General features: G+C 51.9%; 11 protein-coding genes. 1 reads left to right on the top strand and 10 read right to left on the bottom strand.

The genetic code is table 11. The annotated features are described in order from the left end of the window. Window positions 1-18: 18 nt before the first annotated feature. From ACFQ2I_RS15610 to ACFQ2I_RS15580, 7 genes are all read right to left on the bottom strand, one after another. Entirely contained in the window at window positions 19-942 is a 924-nt protein-coding gene (locus tag ACFQ2I_RS15610) for a metallophosphoesterase family protein (protein ID WP_377565640.1), read from the bottom strand. A 38-nt stretch (window positions 943-980) separates the two neighbouring features. Next, a complete protein-coding gene (locus tag ACFQ2I_RS15605) occupies window positions 981-2852 on the bottom strand; it encodes an alpha-1,3-galactosidase-related protein (RefSeq protein WP_377566021.1) in 1872 nt (623 codons plus the stop codon). Then, on the bottom strand, window positions 2852-4543 hold the full coding sequence (locus ACFQ2I_RS15600) for a right-handed parallel beta-helix repeat-containing protein (protein WP_377565636.1): 1692 nt from the start codon (window positions 4541-4543) through the stop codon (window positions 2852-2854). Before ACFQ2I_RS15600 ends, ACFQ2I_RS15605 begins: the two co-directional genes overlap by 1 nt. A gap of 74 nt (window positions 4544-4617) precedes the next feature. Continuing rightward, entirely contained in the window at window positions 4618-6039 is a 1422-nt protein-coding gene (locus ACFQ2I_RS15595) for an endo-alpha-N-acetylgalactosaminidase family protein (RefSeq protein ID WP_377565634.1), read from the bottom strand. Between the two features lie 89 nt (window positions 6040-6128). Then, a complete protein-coding gene (locus ACFQ2I_RS15590; protein WP_377565631.1) occupies window positions 6129-7751 on the bottom strand; it encodes an extracellular solute-binding protein in 1623 nt (540 codons plus the stop codon). Window positions 7752-7811: 60 nt separating this feature from the next. Then, window positions 7812-8699: a carbohydrate ABC transporter permease gene (locus ACFQ2I_RS15585; protein WP_377565629.1), complete on the bottom strand. Its 888-nt coding sequence runs from the start codon at window positions 8697-8699 to the stop codon at window positions 7812-7814. 14 nt (window positions 8700-8713) lie between these two features. Next, window positions 8714-9646, bottom strand: a complete 933-nt coding sequence (locus ACFQ2I_RS15580) for an ABC transporter permease (RefSeq protein ID WP_377565627.1) — start codon at window positions 9644-9646, stop codon at window positions 8714-8716. A 413-nt stretch (window positions 9647-10059) separates the two neighbouring features. Between ACFQ2I_RS15580 and ACFQ2I_RS15575 the strand changes: the two genes are divergently transcribed. Continuing rightward, the gene (locus ACFQ2I_RS15575; protein ID WP_377565624.1) at window positions 10060-12231 is read left to right on the top strand and encodes a helix-turn-helix domain-containing protein; all 2172 of its coding nucleotides are present in this window, start codon (window positions 10060-10062) and stop codon (window positions 12229-12231) included. A 289-nt stretch (window positions 12232-12520) separates the two neighbouring features. On the opposite strand, the gene ACFQ2I_RS15570 is transcribed toward ACFQ2I_RS15575, so the two are convergent. The 3 genes from ACFQ2I_RS15570 to ACFQ2I_RS15560 form a co-directional block, all read right to left on the bottom strand. Further along, window positions 12521-14380, bottom strand: coding sequence for an alkaline phosphatase family protein (locus tag ACFQ2I_RS15570; protein WP_377565622.1), 1860 nt, complete (start codon window positions 14378-14380; stop codon window positions 12521-12523). A gap of 42 nt (window positions 14381-14422) precedes the next feature. Then, on the bottom strand, window positions 14423-16552 hold the full coding sequence (locus ACFQ2I_RS15565; RefSeq protein ID WP_377565620.1) for a hypothetical protein: 2130 nt from the start codon (window positions 16550-16552) through the stop codon (window positions 14423-14425). A gap of 232 nt (window positions 16553-16784) precedes the next feature. Beyond that, entirely contained in the window at window positions 16785-18692 is a 1908-nt protein-coding gene (locus ACFQ2I_RS15560) for a DUF5696 domain-containing protein (protein WP_377565618.1), read from the bottom strand. Window positions 18693-18728 lie beyond the last annotated feature (36 nt).

The following is an 18728-nucleotide window of genomic DNA, read 5'->3' as shown; positions in this document are numbered from 1 at the left end:
AGGAACAGCCTTGCTACTTTAACGAGGGTTGGGTTCCTGCTGCATAATTATCTCTCCGTTCCCCAATCTTAGCCACGATTCGAAACCGGGACGACTCTCGTGGAGTCGAATGACTCTCGCGCCGTGATGAAATCCTTCTCTCCTATACGTATTCAGACCCGTTGCTCTTCCGTAGCATAAACGTATGCCATGCCAATCGCCCCAGTAGTCATTCAAATGGTCGTGTCCGCAAAACGTTCCCATTACGCCTCCTTGCTCCAGCATAGCTGTGAACATGCCGGAGTTCACCTTAGGGCAGCATACTTTCTCCAGCTTGTTCCCATAGCACTCTCCTTCCAGCCACATCTCCGCATATTCCGGCAGGGGAATGTGGAAGAAGACAAGCGACGGGACGGTTACTCCACCTTGCGAGATCGCAAGCAAGCGGGATTGCTCCGCATACCAATTGATCTGATCGCGCCGAATCCAGTCATAGCCGTCCACCGAAGAGAGCCCCGACACATTGCCGGAATCAAGGAAGTATAGAGCATTCGCAATACGTCCTTCCGAATTGCGAACTTCAATAATGTAATTCCCTTCCCCCGTCAGTTGCTCCGGTCCGCGCCGGGTAACGGAGTAAGGCTCTGACGCAACGGCCTCTACGAGCTCGGAACGAGTAATATGGGCTTCCGTGTCGTGATTGCCACATATATATGCCCATGGTATACCGCGCCGCGCGACCTCCTGCACAGCTTGCTTCATCATCAGGATTGGATCGGCCTTGTCAGTAGGGTGAATAAGATCTCCTGTAAATACGACCAGATCAGGGCTTTCATGATCAAGTACGGTTCGCATGACGGCTTCTGTCTGCCGATCCAACTCCTGCCCATCATGCCAATGCACGTCTGTGAATTGAATGATGGTGAAGGTACCGTCTTCCCGATATTGCATGGACTGATTCATCTGTTTAGCCTCCTATTCGCGCTTGGCTTATCCCTCTCTCACTTGCCGCACGTTCTCGTTAATTCACATCCCGCAGCATGCTTCCTATCCCCGTCAACAAGGAGCAGTCCTTCACATGCCCGAATATGATGTTTCTCCATATGATGAACAATGACGGTACCAGCCTCATGACCCATCTGCCCGCCGTTGTCTGTTCGATTGCCGATGATAGCGACTTCACTGCAGGCTGTTAGCGAGATACACGGAGGCGACGATTTCTCCGTGGCTTCGGAATACTTATCCGAACTGAACGCACTTGATATCTCGTTATCCGAGAAGATCAGATGCTCCGTGCTCTTGGCTGCCAGCAGTGGCGCACTCCCATCTTCGAACCGATTGCTTCGAATGATGATCTGCTGATGAACAGGCTGATCCGCCGACCATACCGTATTCTCGGGATGGATCAGAATGACTGGGGCACTGGCACTACCGCAGTCCATGAACCGGTTCCGCATGATTTGAACATGCCGCACCATCCCGGATTCGTACCAACTGCTGGCATCGTCGGCGATTAAGACGGCGCTCATCGTCATCTTCTCGAATCGATTGTGCGCGATAAGCGCCGGGCGACGCGTCGTCAGGAGAACGCCGCGTGTCGGGATTCGACTGAAGCTGTTGCCGCTAATATCCACTTCAGGCGTCCAGGTTGCATTCTCTACCACATCCCCCTCCTTCGTGGCAGGAGCCGGAGCGTCTAACTCAAGCTCAATCTCCCGCAGACTCAAGACTCGTACGGCTACAACACTGCGGGCAGCGTAAGACCTGAGCGTATCGGCATGAATGAACTCGATCTCGTCTCCGGTATGAAAAGCTTGAAAACCGTAGCTCTGCGGATGCATGAAACGAACGCGTATCCGCCTCTCGCCATCGCTTCCTACGATTCGCAGATGCGTACCATGAATATTAATGGCATCATCATGAGCACCGACGAAGTGACTGTCAGTCACACTCACCTTGCCCTTCACACCGGACAGATGAAAGAAGTCGGCGAATGCTGCCGCCGTTCTGCCGCTAGAGGGATCGGGGGCCAGCTTAAGACGCTCGAACGTCAGATTCTCACTGAACTGCCCCACGATGCCAAGGCCGTGCATATACCGCATCCACATGTCCCGGAACGCGATATCCCGACATCCGACAATGAGCGCTCCTACCTGATCCCGAATACCGTCGCGCATCTGGAACACACGCCCAACCTCAGTATGCGTAGCGGCTTCGTCCCGGAACCACAGCCGGAGCTTGCCCGGCTGCAGCTCCTCGATGCGCTCTGCTGTCGTGACAGGATTGGGCACCCGCCACGTCCGGTTGCTGGCGGGATCGTATTCCTGTGCCGGACCGCTGCGATGGCTCCAGCCCTCGCCTATCCAGTGCAACGCTCCATCGGCAAGCTCATAGTGTGAATCGGGATGAACTACCACATCCCAGTAGCGATCTCCGACTGCCGTTATTTGCATCTCCGATATTGTCGGCCGGGCGAAATCGATGCTCAGATTGCAGATCTCTCCTTCCCGGCATCCATCCAGTACAATTGGCGTCATACGGCCGTGGAACACAAGTAAGGAACCGTTGCCCTCTATCCGGAACTGATTCATCCCGCGAAGCAAGATACCTATCGTCTTCACGGGATCGGGATGCTCTTCTTCACTTGCCGTATTGGATACATAATAAGGCGCTCTTGTGGCTTCTTCTGAGAATACATCGTAGCGACCGCACGGGAACTGAATCACGACGGGACCATCCACAGAGGAAGCGGCGGAGATCGCAGCCGCAATTCCCCTTGCGCTATCTTCTCCGCTATCCCGTCTCGCCCCGTAATCGGTTACCCGGAAGACGCGCGGCATTGGCCTGTTCCCGACTGCTGCGCTATTATCCATCACTGCTCTTTCCCCAATTCTATCGTCTTGTCCACGCAACCTTCTCCGATGACAATCCCGGCACGATTGCGATCGTATCGGTTGCCCCGAAATCGTATGTGACGCGAATGATCCAGCTCCGCAATCGGAGAGCAGCCGTTGAACTGGTTATCCGCAACGATCATATGCTCAGCCGACTGAATTCGAAGTCCCAAGCCGCCTCGTCCATAGACGATATTGTTCCGGAATTGAATGTCACGGTGAACGACCAAGACCGATTCGGCGCCTTCGGCGCTCACTGTCATCACTCCCGCTCCACCGATCGTCCCGCACCCGCCGCCGCACTCCAGAAACTTATTGTTGCGAATAACGACCTGCCGGACGGTAAGACTCTCATACCAGTGGATTGAGCAATTCAGGTGTATCGCCGTTCCCGTGCAATGATCGAAGAGGCAGTTTTCAATTCTCACATTCCTCGTCTGAACAAGAATGGCACGCGCCCGATTATTGCGGACGGTACAATCCGTCATCGTTAACGCGGCTACCCGCGTTGCGTTCGCCATCAAGTCTGTCATGTTCATCCCGGGTGGAATCGGCTGACGGAACTTGAACAGAACAACTCCATTCGACTTTCTCTCCACTGCTTCCAGCACATGGGTGGCATAGGGTTCCAGCGTATCGCCCCGAACGAATTCGATTGCATCTCCGGCGTCCGGATACTCCGGCATCTCGGACTGGGGCTCAATATCCACGAATGCTTCAATCGTATAGTCGTCGATGAGGGTTCGCACACGGAAATAAAATCCATGCACATTCACCGCATCGTCTCCCATGCCTTCAAAGCTGCATTCTGTAAATGAGATCTCTCCCTTGCAGCTTATGAAGTGCGTCGCATCCGTATTCGTCGACAGCACCCGGCCCGCACCCGGCGCTACCTTCAATCGGGTAAACGCCAAATCTTCGCTGCGATGCCCGATAATCCCCATACCCGGCGTATAACGAAGCGTTACATCATGTACTTGCACTTGCGAACATTCGTAGAACAGAATGCCCATCCGATAATTCATCAGATGTCTCATGACAAAATGCATGCCCGGCTTCAAGCCTTGAGGTCTCGAATAGTGCAGCTTCAGCCGATTCGGCGCCAGCCATTCCGTGCGTTCCACGCAATGGAAAGCATCCACCGTTCCTGTGAGCGGGTACTCCGAATCAGGGTCGTAATTCAACAATGCCGCTATCGGAACCGGGCCATCCACTTCATATCCCTTGCCCAGTTCGACGATAGCGCTACTGTCACCAGCATCTCCCACAACCCCTTGCAAGAACAAGGGCCTATGCCAATCCACTGTAAAGCGATGCAGCTTCAGGCTGCGACATCGCAGACAGGCGAACGGTTGCGCCAGTCCGTGGAACACAAATTCCGAGTCGCCCCCGTCCCATTCAAAATCGCTCATATCTTCCAAACGGAATGCAACTGCCTTCTGCTCCGACGACTGTCCGAGATCCATCTGTGCGCCATGCTTCATGACCTGATCATATTGCTCTAGAAACGACGGATGCTTGAAATCATAGCGCCCTCGCTCAAACACCAGCTTGCCGATCCCGTGCTTGCGACAATGCGCAATCGCTTTCCGTACTGCCTCCGTGCTGTCTTCGCCCTTATTGGGCCTAGCTCCGAAATCGGCGATATTCACATAGTCAAGTGATAACATACGCCCCCTCCTCTCTCCTAGTTAAGTAAACCAATATAACCGGATACTCCATTACGATGCGCATGAGACCTGCTTCAGCCATCACAAGGCACTACCGATACAGCCATCCCCGGCTCCAAGGCAAGCGTTAACTTTCCTGCCTCCAGGCGATGCCCCGTCTTCCTTTCCTTCAATCCATTCACCGTAATCTCGTACAGATCAACCGCTTCTATACCGGTCCAATCCGATGGCAGCAACCAGCTCTTGCTGCTGTATCCCGACTTGCTGAACGCAATCAGCTCCGGCGTCTGACGCCATGATGCGGGAAGTAGCATATCGTCGCCATCCCGTAGAAGTCGGCCATCGCAGCGCAAGGTACGGTCTGCCAAGCTGACAGTATGATCGCCAGAATAATGAACGATTCGCTCCTCGCCCTCGCCTTCCATGCGTAGCCGGTCCAGCCGATTCAAGTAGAGGGAGTAGAGCATCCTTAAGCAGAATTGCTCGATGAACTCCCCATGCCAATTGGCATAACCGCCTTTAGCCGCCTCCAGATAGATGCCTTCCCCGTGCATGCCTGCCCCGAACAGAAATTCCAGATCCCTACGGAATGGAATATCCGAAGTGGAATAATCACGGATGACGCCGCCGCTCGCCAATGAAGCGGGACGCTCCAGATAATGCCGCTCGTCGCATTGATCCAGCACCCAGCTCCAAGCCTGCAGCCCGATGAAGGGATCATCTCGCTTGTGATTGAAATTCTCGCTCGTCACGTCGACGCCGCGTTGATTGAAATAACGAATGACGCGACGAATATAGGCGGATTCCTCTTCCTCGCTTATTCCGTGATAAGCATTGTTGCGAGGGAAATAAGCGTCGAGATGGACCGTTCCGGACTTATCCAGCTCCAAAAGCTGGATAAGCTTATCAATGCGCTTCACGCTCATCCCGCTCTCCCATTCCCGCTTCGGACAGATATGATAAGCGGCTCTATTGTTGTACACGCCTATCTGCATCAGGGAGCCGTCTTCATGACGGGCAAGAAGGTCTTCCTTCACATATTGCTCCCACAATGGACTATCGTCGTAAGCATCTGTCATATTGGCATGTACACTAATCGTCGTGTGATGCTTGCGAGCTTCCTCGACGAGCCACAGATAGCTGTCTCTGGCTGTGCGATCCTGGGGCCGCTTCAATCGCTCATTCACTTCATCCCATGCAGGGTACTGGTCGTCGTGACCGTTGTACTGCCAGCCTACGAGATAGACGACTTTCGGTATGCCCCTCGTAATCTGGTCCGTCTCTTCGATATAGCGGAGTGCCTGGGAGAACGTGCAATATACAGCGGATCCACCATTGCCGTCGGGCTCCGACAAGAACAGCTTCATCGTCAGCTTCTGGCTATAATCATGCCGATAAGGTGTTTCCGGCTGCATCGTTTTCTTCCAATCGTACATATCCCCGGGAATGGAGCGCCACGCCTCAGTTCCTCTGCTGCTCTCAGTCATTTTCTTCATATCGTTCATCCATTCCTTTCTAATTCATTCTGCATGAGAGAAAAAAAGCCCGGCAGCGCCACTCTCTCACGCCGCCAGGCTTCTACTTCTTACTGGGACAACTGTTCGTTCATCATATCTACGATCGACTGATAATCACCGATATTCGCTAATTCGTTCTTGAAGTCATCCCACTCGCTGAAATCTCTTTCTCCCAGCAGGAATTTATAAATATTCTCGTCCAGATACGTGCTGACCGCCGTCATCACCTGGGCTTTTTTAGCCTCATCCTGCTTGCTCAGACGAATAACTGGAGATTGTTCATATGGAGGGATGACTTTCTCGGAATCCAGCCTGCCCATTCCCTCCTGTGGACGAATTTCTTCAATACTGCCATTCGCGTAGAACTTCACTTTTTTATATTTGATGTAGTCGGTAGAGTAGTTTTGAGGCGCATAGACGAACCCTTGGCGCGTCCATGGCTCGCCTAGGCCGAACGCGGACAGCTCCTCCCATTCGCCGCTTTCATTAATGAACTCTCGCTTGCCATCCACCATTTCATACGTTTTGCCCTCAACGCCCCAATGCATCAGATCGACCATTTCCGGCGAGTATTGATAGTCGAGCAATTGAATAATCAACTCGGGATATTTGGTCTTTTTGGAAATCATCACGCCGTAGTTCGGGAAGATCGTTTGCCCCAATAACGCCGGCCCCAGCACCCATTGATCGCCGTAGTTTTCATTTTTCGCGTTGACAGCCGCACCCCACTCAACTCCTTCAGTGGGAACGGAGTACTTCTCCCACCAGCCTGCCCACGCTATCGGAATCATGAACGATTTGCCCGTCGTCACCTTCGCCTGAAGCTGATCTTGCGACTGGCTCAGAAACTCCGGATCAAGCAGCTTTTCATCATATAGCTTGCGGATATACATCAAGCCTTCTTTGAAGGATTCTTCCATTGGTCCATAGACGTACTCTTGACCATTCCAATAAATGTCGTTTTTGGTATGATTGGACAAAGATGTCGCATCCCAGAATTTCGGCCATTCTTGTGCGTTCACCGGATAAGAATCCGGATAAAGCTCTTTCAGCCTTTTGGCGGCATCGTAGAATTCATCCCAGTTTTCAGGAATTTTAATATTGTGCTTCTCAAAAATGTCGAACCGGTACAGTGCGGGATAAGCCGAACCTGCCAATCCGGTGTCGTTGTTGAAGCCGTCACCGAAGAAGAACATCTTGCCCTCCGGTGTATACATACTCTTATCGGAGAACTTGGTGGACTCCAGATACTTCTTGTAGTTCGGAGCGTACTCATCCAGATACGGCGCAATATCCAGTAGCGCTCCCTGATTGCCGAACTGAAACATGACCTCGGCATCCTTCACTCCCGACATGATGTCCGGCGTATCGCCGCTGGCCAGCGTCAACTTGATCTTCTCCGGATAATCGTCGCTGTTCACATAGATCCACTCAATATCAAGCTTCTTGCCAATATGCTGCTCCATCTTCTCCTTCCACAGCTTATATAACTCGGTCTCACGAGGGTCGTCCCCAAAGCTGGACATATACGCCTGGATTTTAATCGATTCTTCATTAGACCCTGCCGGCGGAGCGTTCTCACCGGAATTCCCGGTATCTGCAGGTTTGTTCTCGTTGTTGCCGCTGCATCCTGCAAGCGCGAACGTCGCGACAAGCATCAGACTGAATAGAATAAGTGATGTCTTCTTCAATATAACCCCTCCATTATTTGTATTGTTAATCTATCTATGTGAATTATAGATCAACCGCTATTAACCTTTCACCGAACCGATCATCATGCCCGAGACGAAGTGCTTCTGCAATAACGGGTAGATGAACAATATTGGCAAAATAGTGACGATGACCGCAGCCATCTTGATGTTCTTCGGATTCACGTTAAACGTCTCGATATAACGCTGCAGACCGCCGACATCGGTGTAATCATTCAGTTCTATTGTCATTCTTCGCAGTATAAGCTGAATCGGCTGATATTTCTCGTCGTTGAAATAAATCATCGGCTCGAACCACATATTCCAGAACATGACCGCACCGAACAGAGCAAAGGTGGCCAGCAGTGGCTTGGAAAGCGGCAAATAGATGCGAAATAGAATGCCGATGTCGTTTGCCCCGTCCAAATAAGCCGATTCGCGCAACTCCTTCGGAATATCCTGGAAGAATGTCCGGAAAATAATAATATTAAAAGCGCTCATCGCGACCGGCAACACGATAGCCCACATCGTATTGAACAATTGCAGATCCCGCATCAGAAGAAAAGTGGGAATCAATCCGCCGTTGAACACCATCGTTATAATGACGAATATGGCGAGCGGCTTGCGCAGAATGAATTCGCTTACCGCTAGCGGATACGCGAACAGGGAGGTGAGCAGCAACTGCAGGAATGTGCCGATCACCAGATAGACGATCGTATTTTTGTAAGCAGTCAGTATATCGTTGCTCTGAAAAATATATTTATAACCGTGAATGTCGAAGCCTTGCGGGTACCAGCTAATCTTGCCCTGAGCAATCAGGTCGGGACTGCTGATAGATACAGAGAACGTATTCAGCAGCGGATACAGCATTATTACGCAAAGCACAATCATGAACATGTAGTTTATGAAATCGAACGTCTTCGACCAAATGCCTTCGTTATATGTTTTCAAGGCGATTCACTCCTTTACCATAAGCTGTTCTCGGATACTTTCTTGGAGAAGTAATTGGCGAACACAATAAGTACGAAGCTGATGACCGATAGCATTAAGCCGACAGCGGCACCGTATTCGAATTGACCGCCTTGCACTCCGACCCGGTATACATAGGTCTCAATGACGTCTGCGGTATCGTAAATTTTAGGATTGTACATGAGCAGTACTTTCTGGAAGTCTGTGCTCAAGATGGAGCCCAGCTTCAATATAAGCATGACCGTTGTCGCGGGAATAATTGCGGGCCATGTGACGTATCGCAGCCGCTGCCAGCGGTTCGCCCCGTCTATTACCGCAGCTTCGTATTGCGAGTGGTCGACACCAGTCAACGCCGCGAGATATATAATGGCTCCATACCCCAGCTCCTGCCATATGCTGGAACCAATATACAGAGGCCTGAACCATTCCGACAGATATAGAAGCGTTCTTGGCTCCATACCGAACCAGCTCAGCACCTCGTTAATAATCCCCTCTACTGATGTGAACTCGTGAACGAATCCGATGACGATAACCGCAGACAGAAAATGCGGAAAATACGTAATCGTCTGCACAGTCCGCTTAAACAGTTTGTGCCGCAACTCATTGAGTAGAAGCGCAAATATGATGGGTGCTGGGAAACCGAACAGCAGTGAATAAAACGCCAGCAACAATGAATTTTTAACAATTCTCCAGCTCATCGGGCTGTCGAAAAAAGCCTGGAAATGCTGAAAACCGATCCATGGGCTCCTCAGAAATCCTAATGAAGCGTCATAACTTTTGAAAGCGATCGTCACACCGTACATAGGAACGTACTTGAAAACAAGAATAAGCAGAAACCCCGGCAAGACCATCAGCAGCAAGTAACGCTGCTTCCAAAGCATTTGTAAAATACCGTTTCTTTTTTGTAGTTGCAATCTTTGCAAGTTCACCCCTCCTGTGCGCTTTACAGCTTTACAATACGTAAACAAAATGTAAGCCTTTTCTTTTCATCTCAAACCGCCTTATTATGTGTCGGCCGCTCTTGATAACATTAGCTTAATGGACGTCTCCGTTCCGGGGCAATGCGCAACATTTCACATCGTTCCTAATAATTCATATCGTTATAAATGACAGCTGAATATTAACAAGGGCCAACACGACAGCACCGCGTAAGAAGCGTGTTTCCAATAATTAATGTCCTGTTCAATATTTCAGTATCGCGAGACAGATACCCAGAATGCGATTATAATAATCAACATAGATAGAGCTGATATCGCATTTTTGCAAGCGTATTCATTTTTAAAAAAATCAGAGAGAGATTCAGGCTGCAACACACACTGTACAATTAAAGGGGGCTTCCGGGATGTACAGCTTGTTCCGCTCTGTTACTTCACGTATTCAGAAGAGCAGCGTTCTATCGAAGCTGCTTGTGGTCAATATGATTTTCATTATTTCGCTTTCTTGCTTGCTGGGATTTAACTATGTCTATCTGAAAAACAATGTGAAAGAGCAAGTTCTGGAAACAAATAAAGACTTCCTTGATCAGCTGTCAGGCAATCTATCCAAGGAGTGGCATGAGATTCGGACAGCAATTTACGATATCAGCGTAAACCCGGATACCAAGTTTCTATCCATTCATCCGAAAAATTCGCGGACGTATCAAACCGAACTGCTGACTTATAAAGACATGCTGTTGGAATCCAATCTGAAGTTGCCGTTCCGTGCCCAAATTTCCGTCTACTTTCCCAATCAGGACATGGTCATCAGCAGCGACGGAACCCGCAATCTTAACGTATTCTACGACAGTCTGGAAGTGAAGAACGGTCTAGAGAGTTGCCGTTGTCTTCATGAAAGCAATCAACTGGAGCAATTGTACGACTTCAATAAAATGATTCTATTCGCTTACCGGCTGTTCCCGGAAGGTTATATCTTCGCGCAAGTGGAAAAAACCGAGCTACTCGGTTATCTGAACAGCGAAACAAAACTGCTGGACAATGTCATCGTCATCGGCGACCAGACAGGCCAACCCATCGTCAGCACTGCAGACATACCATCTGATGCGGCTGGGCTGGAAGTGCATGCTGGGACAACAATCAGCATTGAGGGAACGACGTATACGCCCATTCAGAAAGTCAGTCAGAGCTTTACGTACACCGTCTTGTTCTCAGACAGCCTCTTGCAAGAACGGCTGCAGCGTACGAACGGGTACACGTTCGGGTTATTCGCTGTGTTCCTCGTTGCCAATCTTGCGTTCTTGCTTGTGAACTGGTCGATGTTCAAGCCTCTTCGGCAACTGGCAAGCACATTCAATGGCTGGACTGTGCCATCAGCTACGAGGAATGAATTCGCCATCATATCCGACACGTTCAGGAAGTTGAATTATGCGACGACGTCGATGCAGATGGAGATGACGGAGCAAGCCGTCATCCTGGAACATAATACATTGCTTCGCTTGTTAGCCGATGAGCAATATCAGATGAAGCCTAGCGTTAGGCAATCGCTTCAGCACAAATTCCAATCGTATATGCTGCTTACGCTGATCGAAGAGGATCGATATGGTAGAGCGACCGACGATTATGCGGAAGCGCTGGAGATCGTACTTAGCAGCGTTTACCCATTTATTCATCTGCATGCTCACAATGACAAGCGCATCTATATCGTCGGTTGTTCCAAGGCCGAGGAACTGGAGGAACTGATTGCGGAGCTGCTGGAGAATCATGCCTCTACCGGGGAGGAGCGCTATGTATTATGCGGCGTCAGCAATGCCCATACCCGCCTGGAAGCAGTCGGGAAGGCGCTGCGGGAATCGCTAGACGCCATCTCCAAGCATGTGCCCGATCCTGACCGCATGACTCGGGTACTCCGCTATGAGGAATGGAACAACGATCAGGAGGCTGTCCTTCATTTGTCCATCGACAAGGAGCAGGAGCTCGTCAACTATACGTTGAAGGGCAACTCCGACGCCATTCACCATTTTTTTGACAAGATGACGGTAAAAACGCTCAAACATATGACCTTCGAGCAGTTCCGCAATATGTTGCGTTACTTGCACGATTTGCTGCTTGTCATGATGAACAGCAAGAAATTGAATCCAAGCGAGATATGGGACGTCGCTCCCGACTTCAATCACACCTATCATCTGATGTACTTGTACAATCAAATTCGCAAGGGGTACATCGACGTAGCGAAGCGCTTTGCGCTGCCGAATACGCCGCTGCTGGAACAGATCAAAGCTTATATGGAAGAACATTATGCCAATCCTGACCTGTCGCTAACCTTGATCGCCGAACAGTTTTCTATTACGCATGTATATTTGTCGTCCTACTTCAAGAAGCAATCCGGCTACAACCTGAATCACTATATGCATACGATACGGATTCACGCCGCGATCCGCCTGATGAATTCGAATCCCGACCTGACGATGAAGGAAGTCGCCGAGCAAGTGGGATATTCTAATGCGGGCACATTCATCCGCCATTTCAAGAAGATATCCGGAACAACGCCGACGCAGCATGCCAAGCTTCAGCAGAGCTGAAGCGAGTAATAACTGGAGCTTGGCAGATCCATTTTGGATGTGCATATACATCAAGTTGAAGTACGAAGACTGCTAACTGGATTTTGTGTCATTATTAATGACAATTTCTCAATCTTTCACGCTGCAAATGGAATAGGTACAGTTCAATCAGGCTAAATTGCACAGTAACGCAACGCATGGCAGAAAGAGTAGCATGAAATACAGTTAAATAGTAAATTACAGCGTAAAGGGGAATCACTCGCGGCAGCGGTGAATTCCCCTTTTTTACGCTTTCTGAATCCAGAACAACTTACTTCTGCAAAGTCAGGCCATTTGTGCTGGTGATGGTGACCCGCCTGTCCTCTCCGGCACCTAACCGCGTAAGCAGCAGCTCGCCTTTCGCATAGTTAATAGTAACAATGTCCACGACCGCTTCCGATATCGTGTCGCGGATTTTGTCCGGCGATTCCGGGAAGTTCTTGTAGCTGACGGAATTCAAAGTCGTGATGAGCGGAATCTCGTCAATGGCGTAAACCTGATCGATATGCACATGTCCGAATAGACATGCCGAGATTCGGCTGCGATTATCTCTCAGCACCTTCCACAGCTTCTCTCCATTCTCCACTTCACCATCCGTATAACCGGCCAGTTCCCTTTGCAGAATAGGCACATGGCTGAAGATGACTGTCTTCCACTCATCCTCATTCTCCAAGCCGCTAAAGTCAAATACGTGCTCCTTGACCCAGTGAAGCTGCCGATCGGAGAAGGCGTATTCCCACTGCCCGTTCTGCTCCAGCATGCCGTCGCGGTTGACTTGATAGACAATATCGATGCTGTTCAGCACGACGACTCTTGTCTTCTTCCCGGGGAGGTCGTAGTAGAAATACAGTCCAGTCTCGTTCCCCTTGTCGAAGGAGACGGTTCCCTCCAGCTTGCTGTAGAAATCGTTATACGCTTCGATCGGAAAGATCACATGATTGGCGCCCTTCCAATTCCGGTGAAAATCGTGAATGGAGTTGTCGTCGTGATTCCCCTTCACCGGCAGCACCGGACACCCTTCCACATGGAGGGCCTTCATCAGCTCGCGCTGTGAACGGAGCACCTCCTCCTTATCGCCATTCTCGCTCCAGTCACCTCCAGCTACAATACAATCTGGGGCAATCTCCCTGGCCAGGTGCCGAATCGCTTGCGTGACGCGCAACTGATTGCCCCCTGTCTTATGATGTGCATCAGTGTAATAAATCAGAGTCGCGGTCTCTTCATCCTGCGCCTGCCGCACCTTGTCGATCGCCTCTCGAAGAGGGCCGTGGTAATACTCGGGCAAATCGCCGAAGCCGTCTTGCTCCGACTCCGTCCGGAACAGACCTTGCGGAACCCGGCCCGACCACAACTCCGGCGCCTCCAGGCCCAGCGCGTATGCCGCTACTGCCGCTGTATCGGTAATGCAGATGTCTTCCTCCGCAATGGCGGAGGAGACGCCCGGCCCGCTGCAGCCCCAGAATATCGTCACGTCCTGCGGATGGGCGCTTCCGTGTCCAGTTGGATCCGCTCCGCCCCCGCCGTGATCCGCGAGCATAATGATCAGACTCCCGTCGAGCAATCCTCGCTGCTCCAACATCGCGGCAATGTCGCCGATATAGCCGTCCGTCTCGCGAATAATGTCCAGATAAGCCGGCGTTCCGTACCCGAAGGCATGTCCCGCTCCGTCAATGCCGTCGAACTGCATGAATAGCAGCCTGAAGTCGGGATGCGTCTCCAGCAGCTCGCCCACCTTCTGGACATGATGCCTGTCGGCATGTACATTGGCTACATAATTGGCGGCTCCTTCTTCGATAATCCCGTCGTTAATCGGCTGCCATGCGCTCAGTGATGCGATAACGGAGTCCGGTTCCGCATCCCTGAGCAGCTTCATGAATGAAGGATACGGCGAGTCGAGCGGATACTTCTGCGTAGCGGCTACTTCATTGGTTAATCCGTGCAGCTTCGGCTGCACCCCGTGGAACATCGACCCCCAGCACTCTCCGCTTATCGTCGGCAGCACCGTTCTGGCCTCGTAGCTGACGAAGCCGCCGGCCAACAACCGGTCGATATTCGGCGTTACCGTGTCCTTCACCATATTGCCTGCGCCGTCCAATCCAATAATAATGACTCTCTTGGCTAATCCATTCACTTTACTCATCCCCTTATGTTCATGCTATTATGTTCTGCGCTACTATCTGAAGCGCAATGTAATATGGCCGCCCCCTGCCTGGTCGAAACGAATGCGTAGTTGAATCCATACTCCATCGCCATGCTCCATCCCTGCGAGCGTCAGGCCGGAAGCTTCATGCTCCTTAAATTTATAATCCGGCGGAACGGCAATCCAGTAATTCTCCGTCGTCCCCTTCACCCCGTCCAGCTCCAGAAGCAGCTCGTCATCGTTCCAGCACTCATTCCTTACACTGACAGCATCCATGCTGACATGTCTGGAAGAGCCGATAAGCTGCGGATAGGCTTCTACTTCCGTCAAACCTACAATCTGGCAATGTCCCAGCTCCAGTTCCTTCAGCGCGATAGCGCCCGTAACCTGGCCCATATACTTCTGCTCCCAGAAGTCGAAGGCGTAATACGAGCGATCCTGAGACAGAGCGAGCGATTCAAGCTCCAGCTCCAGTGACGGAAGCGGCGCAACGGCAAAGCGGCCAGCGACGCACCAGCGGCGGTGCGGCAACTGGAAGTGGAACGCCCATATGGAAGCCGTCGGACAAGCGGGCTGTAACGCCGCATCGATTCCCAGCAAGGCGAAGGCGGCGGCGGGGTCGTTCTTGTAGTCCGCCTTCGGCAACGACAGATCCAGCGGATACGAGAGATCAAGCGTACCGGTCTCCGCGGTCATAGTCGGCAGCGGGGGCAGACAGCGTTGAATTGCATAGCGCCTATCCGCATCATACAGATCGGTGTTGTCGCTAATCATCAACAGTCCTCCAGACAGCGATACCAGAGAGAGGAGAGACTTGCCCCACGCTTCCTCTGTCCGCATGCACACATAATCGGGATCGTTCACGAATAGAATGCGATGCGTATGATACCAGCGGGCCGATTCCACCATCTGCTTGCAGATCGCCGGCCAAGTCGGATTGGAGTCTCCTGCAATTCGGCAGGCGTCGACCAGGCCAACCGCTTCTGTGAGCACACCCCAGCAGGCCAGGAAATATGCGTCGTCGTCAAGCTGTTCACGCGCGCAGGCCAGATAAGCGCGCAATTGCCGTGATGCCTCATCGTTGTCAATGTCGCCTGCTTGAACCGCTTTGTGCAGCCCGTCGTACAAGTAGTGCCGGATTTGATCGGTCTTGAAGTAGCTGTAGCCGCTCTCATTCAGCCCTCTGTACAACGGCGCCACTTGCTCCGTCAGCGTATTGGCTTCTCCCTTCAGCACATAGTAAATCCACTCCCCGTATAAAGGATTACCGGCCTTATCCTGCTCGAAGCTGTCGCGATTGGCGTAAGCGAACTCTTCATTGGTCACCATTGCGCTCGTCCATATGCCCGCTTGGAATCCTCCTCCGCGTACAGCGGATAAAATGCCGTCGTGACTGCCGGGGAATCGGTCATTCGTCTGCAGCCATGCATCCGCGGCGATGCCTTCCTTCGCGGGCGGAATCAGCTCCGTCTGATAGCCGTCATCCAACTGGATGAACTCTAGTCCGTAGTCTTGCAGGTGCTCCTTCAAGCAGGCTACCGAACGTTCGATATCCCCTTCCGTCACATGCTGGGCGAACGCTTCCCATGTGCTCCAGCCCGCAATCAGCCGCAGCTTCGGACGCCATTCCCACGGACGATGGTTCTGATAGTGAAGATGCTCCCGATAATAGTGCATTCGCAGATTGACAATCCATGGCCGCTGACCGGCCCGAACCTCCAATTCCGCTTGCCAGTTCCCATCGCTATCCTGTTCCAGGTGCGGCTGGAGCCAGCCCCATTCCGCACCGTGCCAGTCGATCAGCAGATCCTGGAGCACATCGTACAGGCCGTTCACGCCGTGCATGAGCGGTTTTCCTATCTGCCCCAGTATCGCTTGCCCTTCCGTGGCGCGCTGCGGCCGCATGTTGATCGCATCCTTGCTCAGCCGGAACCGAACCTTGACCGTTGCGGATTGATCCAGCGCGAGATAGAGCTGTTGTGCAAGCGGCCTGCTCTGCACATTGCCGTTGGAATACTGCCGGTAATATGGCTCCACCCCTTCCGGAATTTGGAACGTGAGCAGAGAACCTCCATTGTATTCGTATGTCAACGTGCGTGTTTCGGGATTCCATCTGTGCGAAGCGTGCGTAGCCGGCGGTTCATGGCTGGCTATTGTTTTCATAAGCATATGTCTCCTTCTCTTTACAACGCATGTCTCTTCCGACTCATTCGATTCATTTGGCTCCATCGACTCTTTCGACATCTGGTTACTTGAGCGATCTATCGTACAATCTTCGGAGTTCGAACCGTCTGTGCGTCATTCTGCATGATTTTTCATACAACCTTCGGCGTATTCAGAGAACATGCTTGTGCTGGTGGGCTATGTGATCATTCTGAGCGATAGATGGTTATTATCAGGATGAAGTAGCGATAACCGCTCCGTCCGACATTCTGATCACATAACGCTCTTCGTCGAAATCTACCTCGACGCTTGTGCCGTCCGAGAACGTTGTGCGCTGCTTGCGGCGATTCCCGCTTACGAACGTATGGTCCGTCATTTCAAGTCCGCCAACCCGTTCATGCAACTGGGCCATTAAGCGTACAATTCGAACCTCTTCCTCCGACGGTTGTATGGACAGGTACGGAACGCCTGCGTTCAACATGCCATGCAAATAACCGAAGTCCTCCAGCGGGATGCCCCATGCGCCTTTCTCCAGCGACCAAGGCACAATCAGCGCATCATGGTACACCAGTGAGAACAGCGGCACCGGAATGCCGATCGCCACACCCTCGCCAGGGCCTGGCGCAAGCGCATAAGGCGCATGATGAACAAGGTCCAGGACGGGAACAGCCCAATCCGCCGGCTCCTCCGAGCTTATAATCATCCCTCTGCTTCTAATCTCCTGGAAGCAGTCCTTGCGGTAGGACAAGCTCTCCGATCTGGTCATAGGATGGACGGGATCGTAGCATTCGTCCCCGGGAACGACTGCGAATACGTCAATGTAGGCGCCGTCCGGCTCAACGTCATGCTGCTTCAGCATATCGTAGTTGCGCTCCATGTATCCTCTTGCAAAGGTTGTGCACAGGAAGCTATGCGCGCCGCCTGCCCAGATATCGCAGTACTCCTGCTTGCCATCGCTATCCTTAATCGTCAAGCTGGTATGATAGGAGGCCGCATCATGATAGAAATCGCGGTAATTGTCGTGGATAGCGAACAGAATCTCCTCTTCTCTGCAGGCCTCCTGAAGTGTCCGCAGTCCTTGCCAGCCCCCTCCCTTCGGACTGGGAGGCAGTATGTCGGGGTGCAGATTGTCGTAGCCCCGAAGCCCCCATCCGTCTATATGGACATAGAGCTTGCCCCCATATCGCCGCTTCAAATCTGCCAACTGGCGGGCTTTCTCTTCGAAATGTACGACATAATCGTTGTTGCTGGGATGCTCGTGATCGTAATAGTTCGACTGCGGAACGATATGGGTATGAATGCCCGTATGCACGACCGCTGATCCTATTAAGCGGGACAACTTGGGGTTTATTTCCTTTTTATGTGACAGCGTTTGCAAATTCCCGAGACGAGCCACATGCTTCCGGTAGCCTTTTGCCATCGCAACATAATCCATGCCTTCTCCGAAGTACATTCGCAGCCGTCTCGAATACCGGATACTGCCGTGCGAATGAACCCACACTGCTTCGGCGAGGGTATGCAGCTGTGGAATATGCTCGATGAATAATCGGGCGTCGTCAGGGGTATCGATAATGGCCAGGTAGCCGTTATTCTCCCTCATCTGCCCCCACCACGGCATATAGGCATCCCGTCCGAACATCATCCCATTGTGGTATCTTAAGACGGGCTGCTCCCAGGATGCGGGAACGATATACCCTTGCATAGCAGGAATGACCGTGTAGTCCGATTCCGGTCCGCTTGGGAACCGGAATGCACCCGGCCAGACAACCTCGGTGGCCTGTCCCGCTTCCCCGTCCCCTTCAAGAAGCTCGAATATCAGCTCCTTATTGTGTGTATTCAGCAGAATAGTCAGGGTCAGTGAAGCCTCTGCCTCGCCTTCTGCACCATCCCCGCAGACTAACTGCCTAAGACGAATCAGGACGCCTTCGAAATAGCCCGACGCAATGGGCGTGAAGCTCTTCTCCCTCGCCGCATGAAGTGCCGTCCGTTCCTCTCCCCGCATCATACTTGCACCGCCTACGGACGTTTCCCATACGGCAGTCCCCGTATCCACTTTGACGGACAGACTTTCCTTGTCCAGCGAGACGGACATATCGCCGCATGCCATTATGAAGGTATGATCCTCGTTTCTTATCGGCATTTCCTAACTCCCCCCCGAATTCCAATACTGTATTAA

It is taken from the genome of Paenibacillus chungangensis, from assembly GCF_042675905.1.
In the GTDB taxonomy this organism is placed as follows: Bacteria; Bacillota; Bacilli; order Paenibacillales; family Paenibacillaceae; genus Pristimantibacillus; species Pristimantibacillus chungangensis.
The sequence above is the reverse complement of the archived record's forward strand: the minus strand, read 5'-3'. Positions and strand labels throughout refer to the sequence as shown.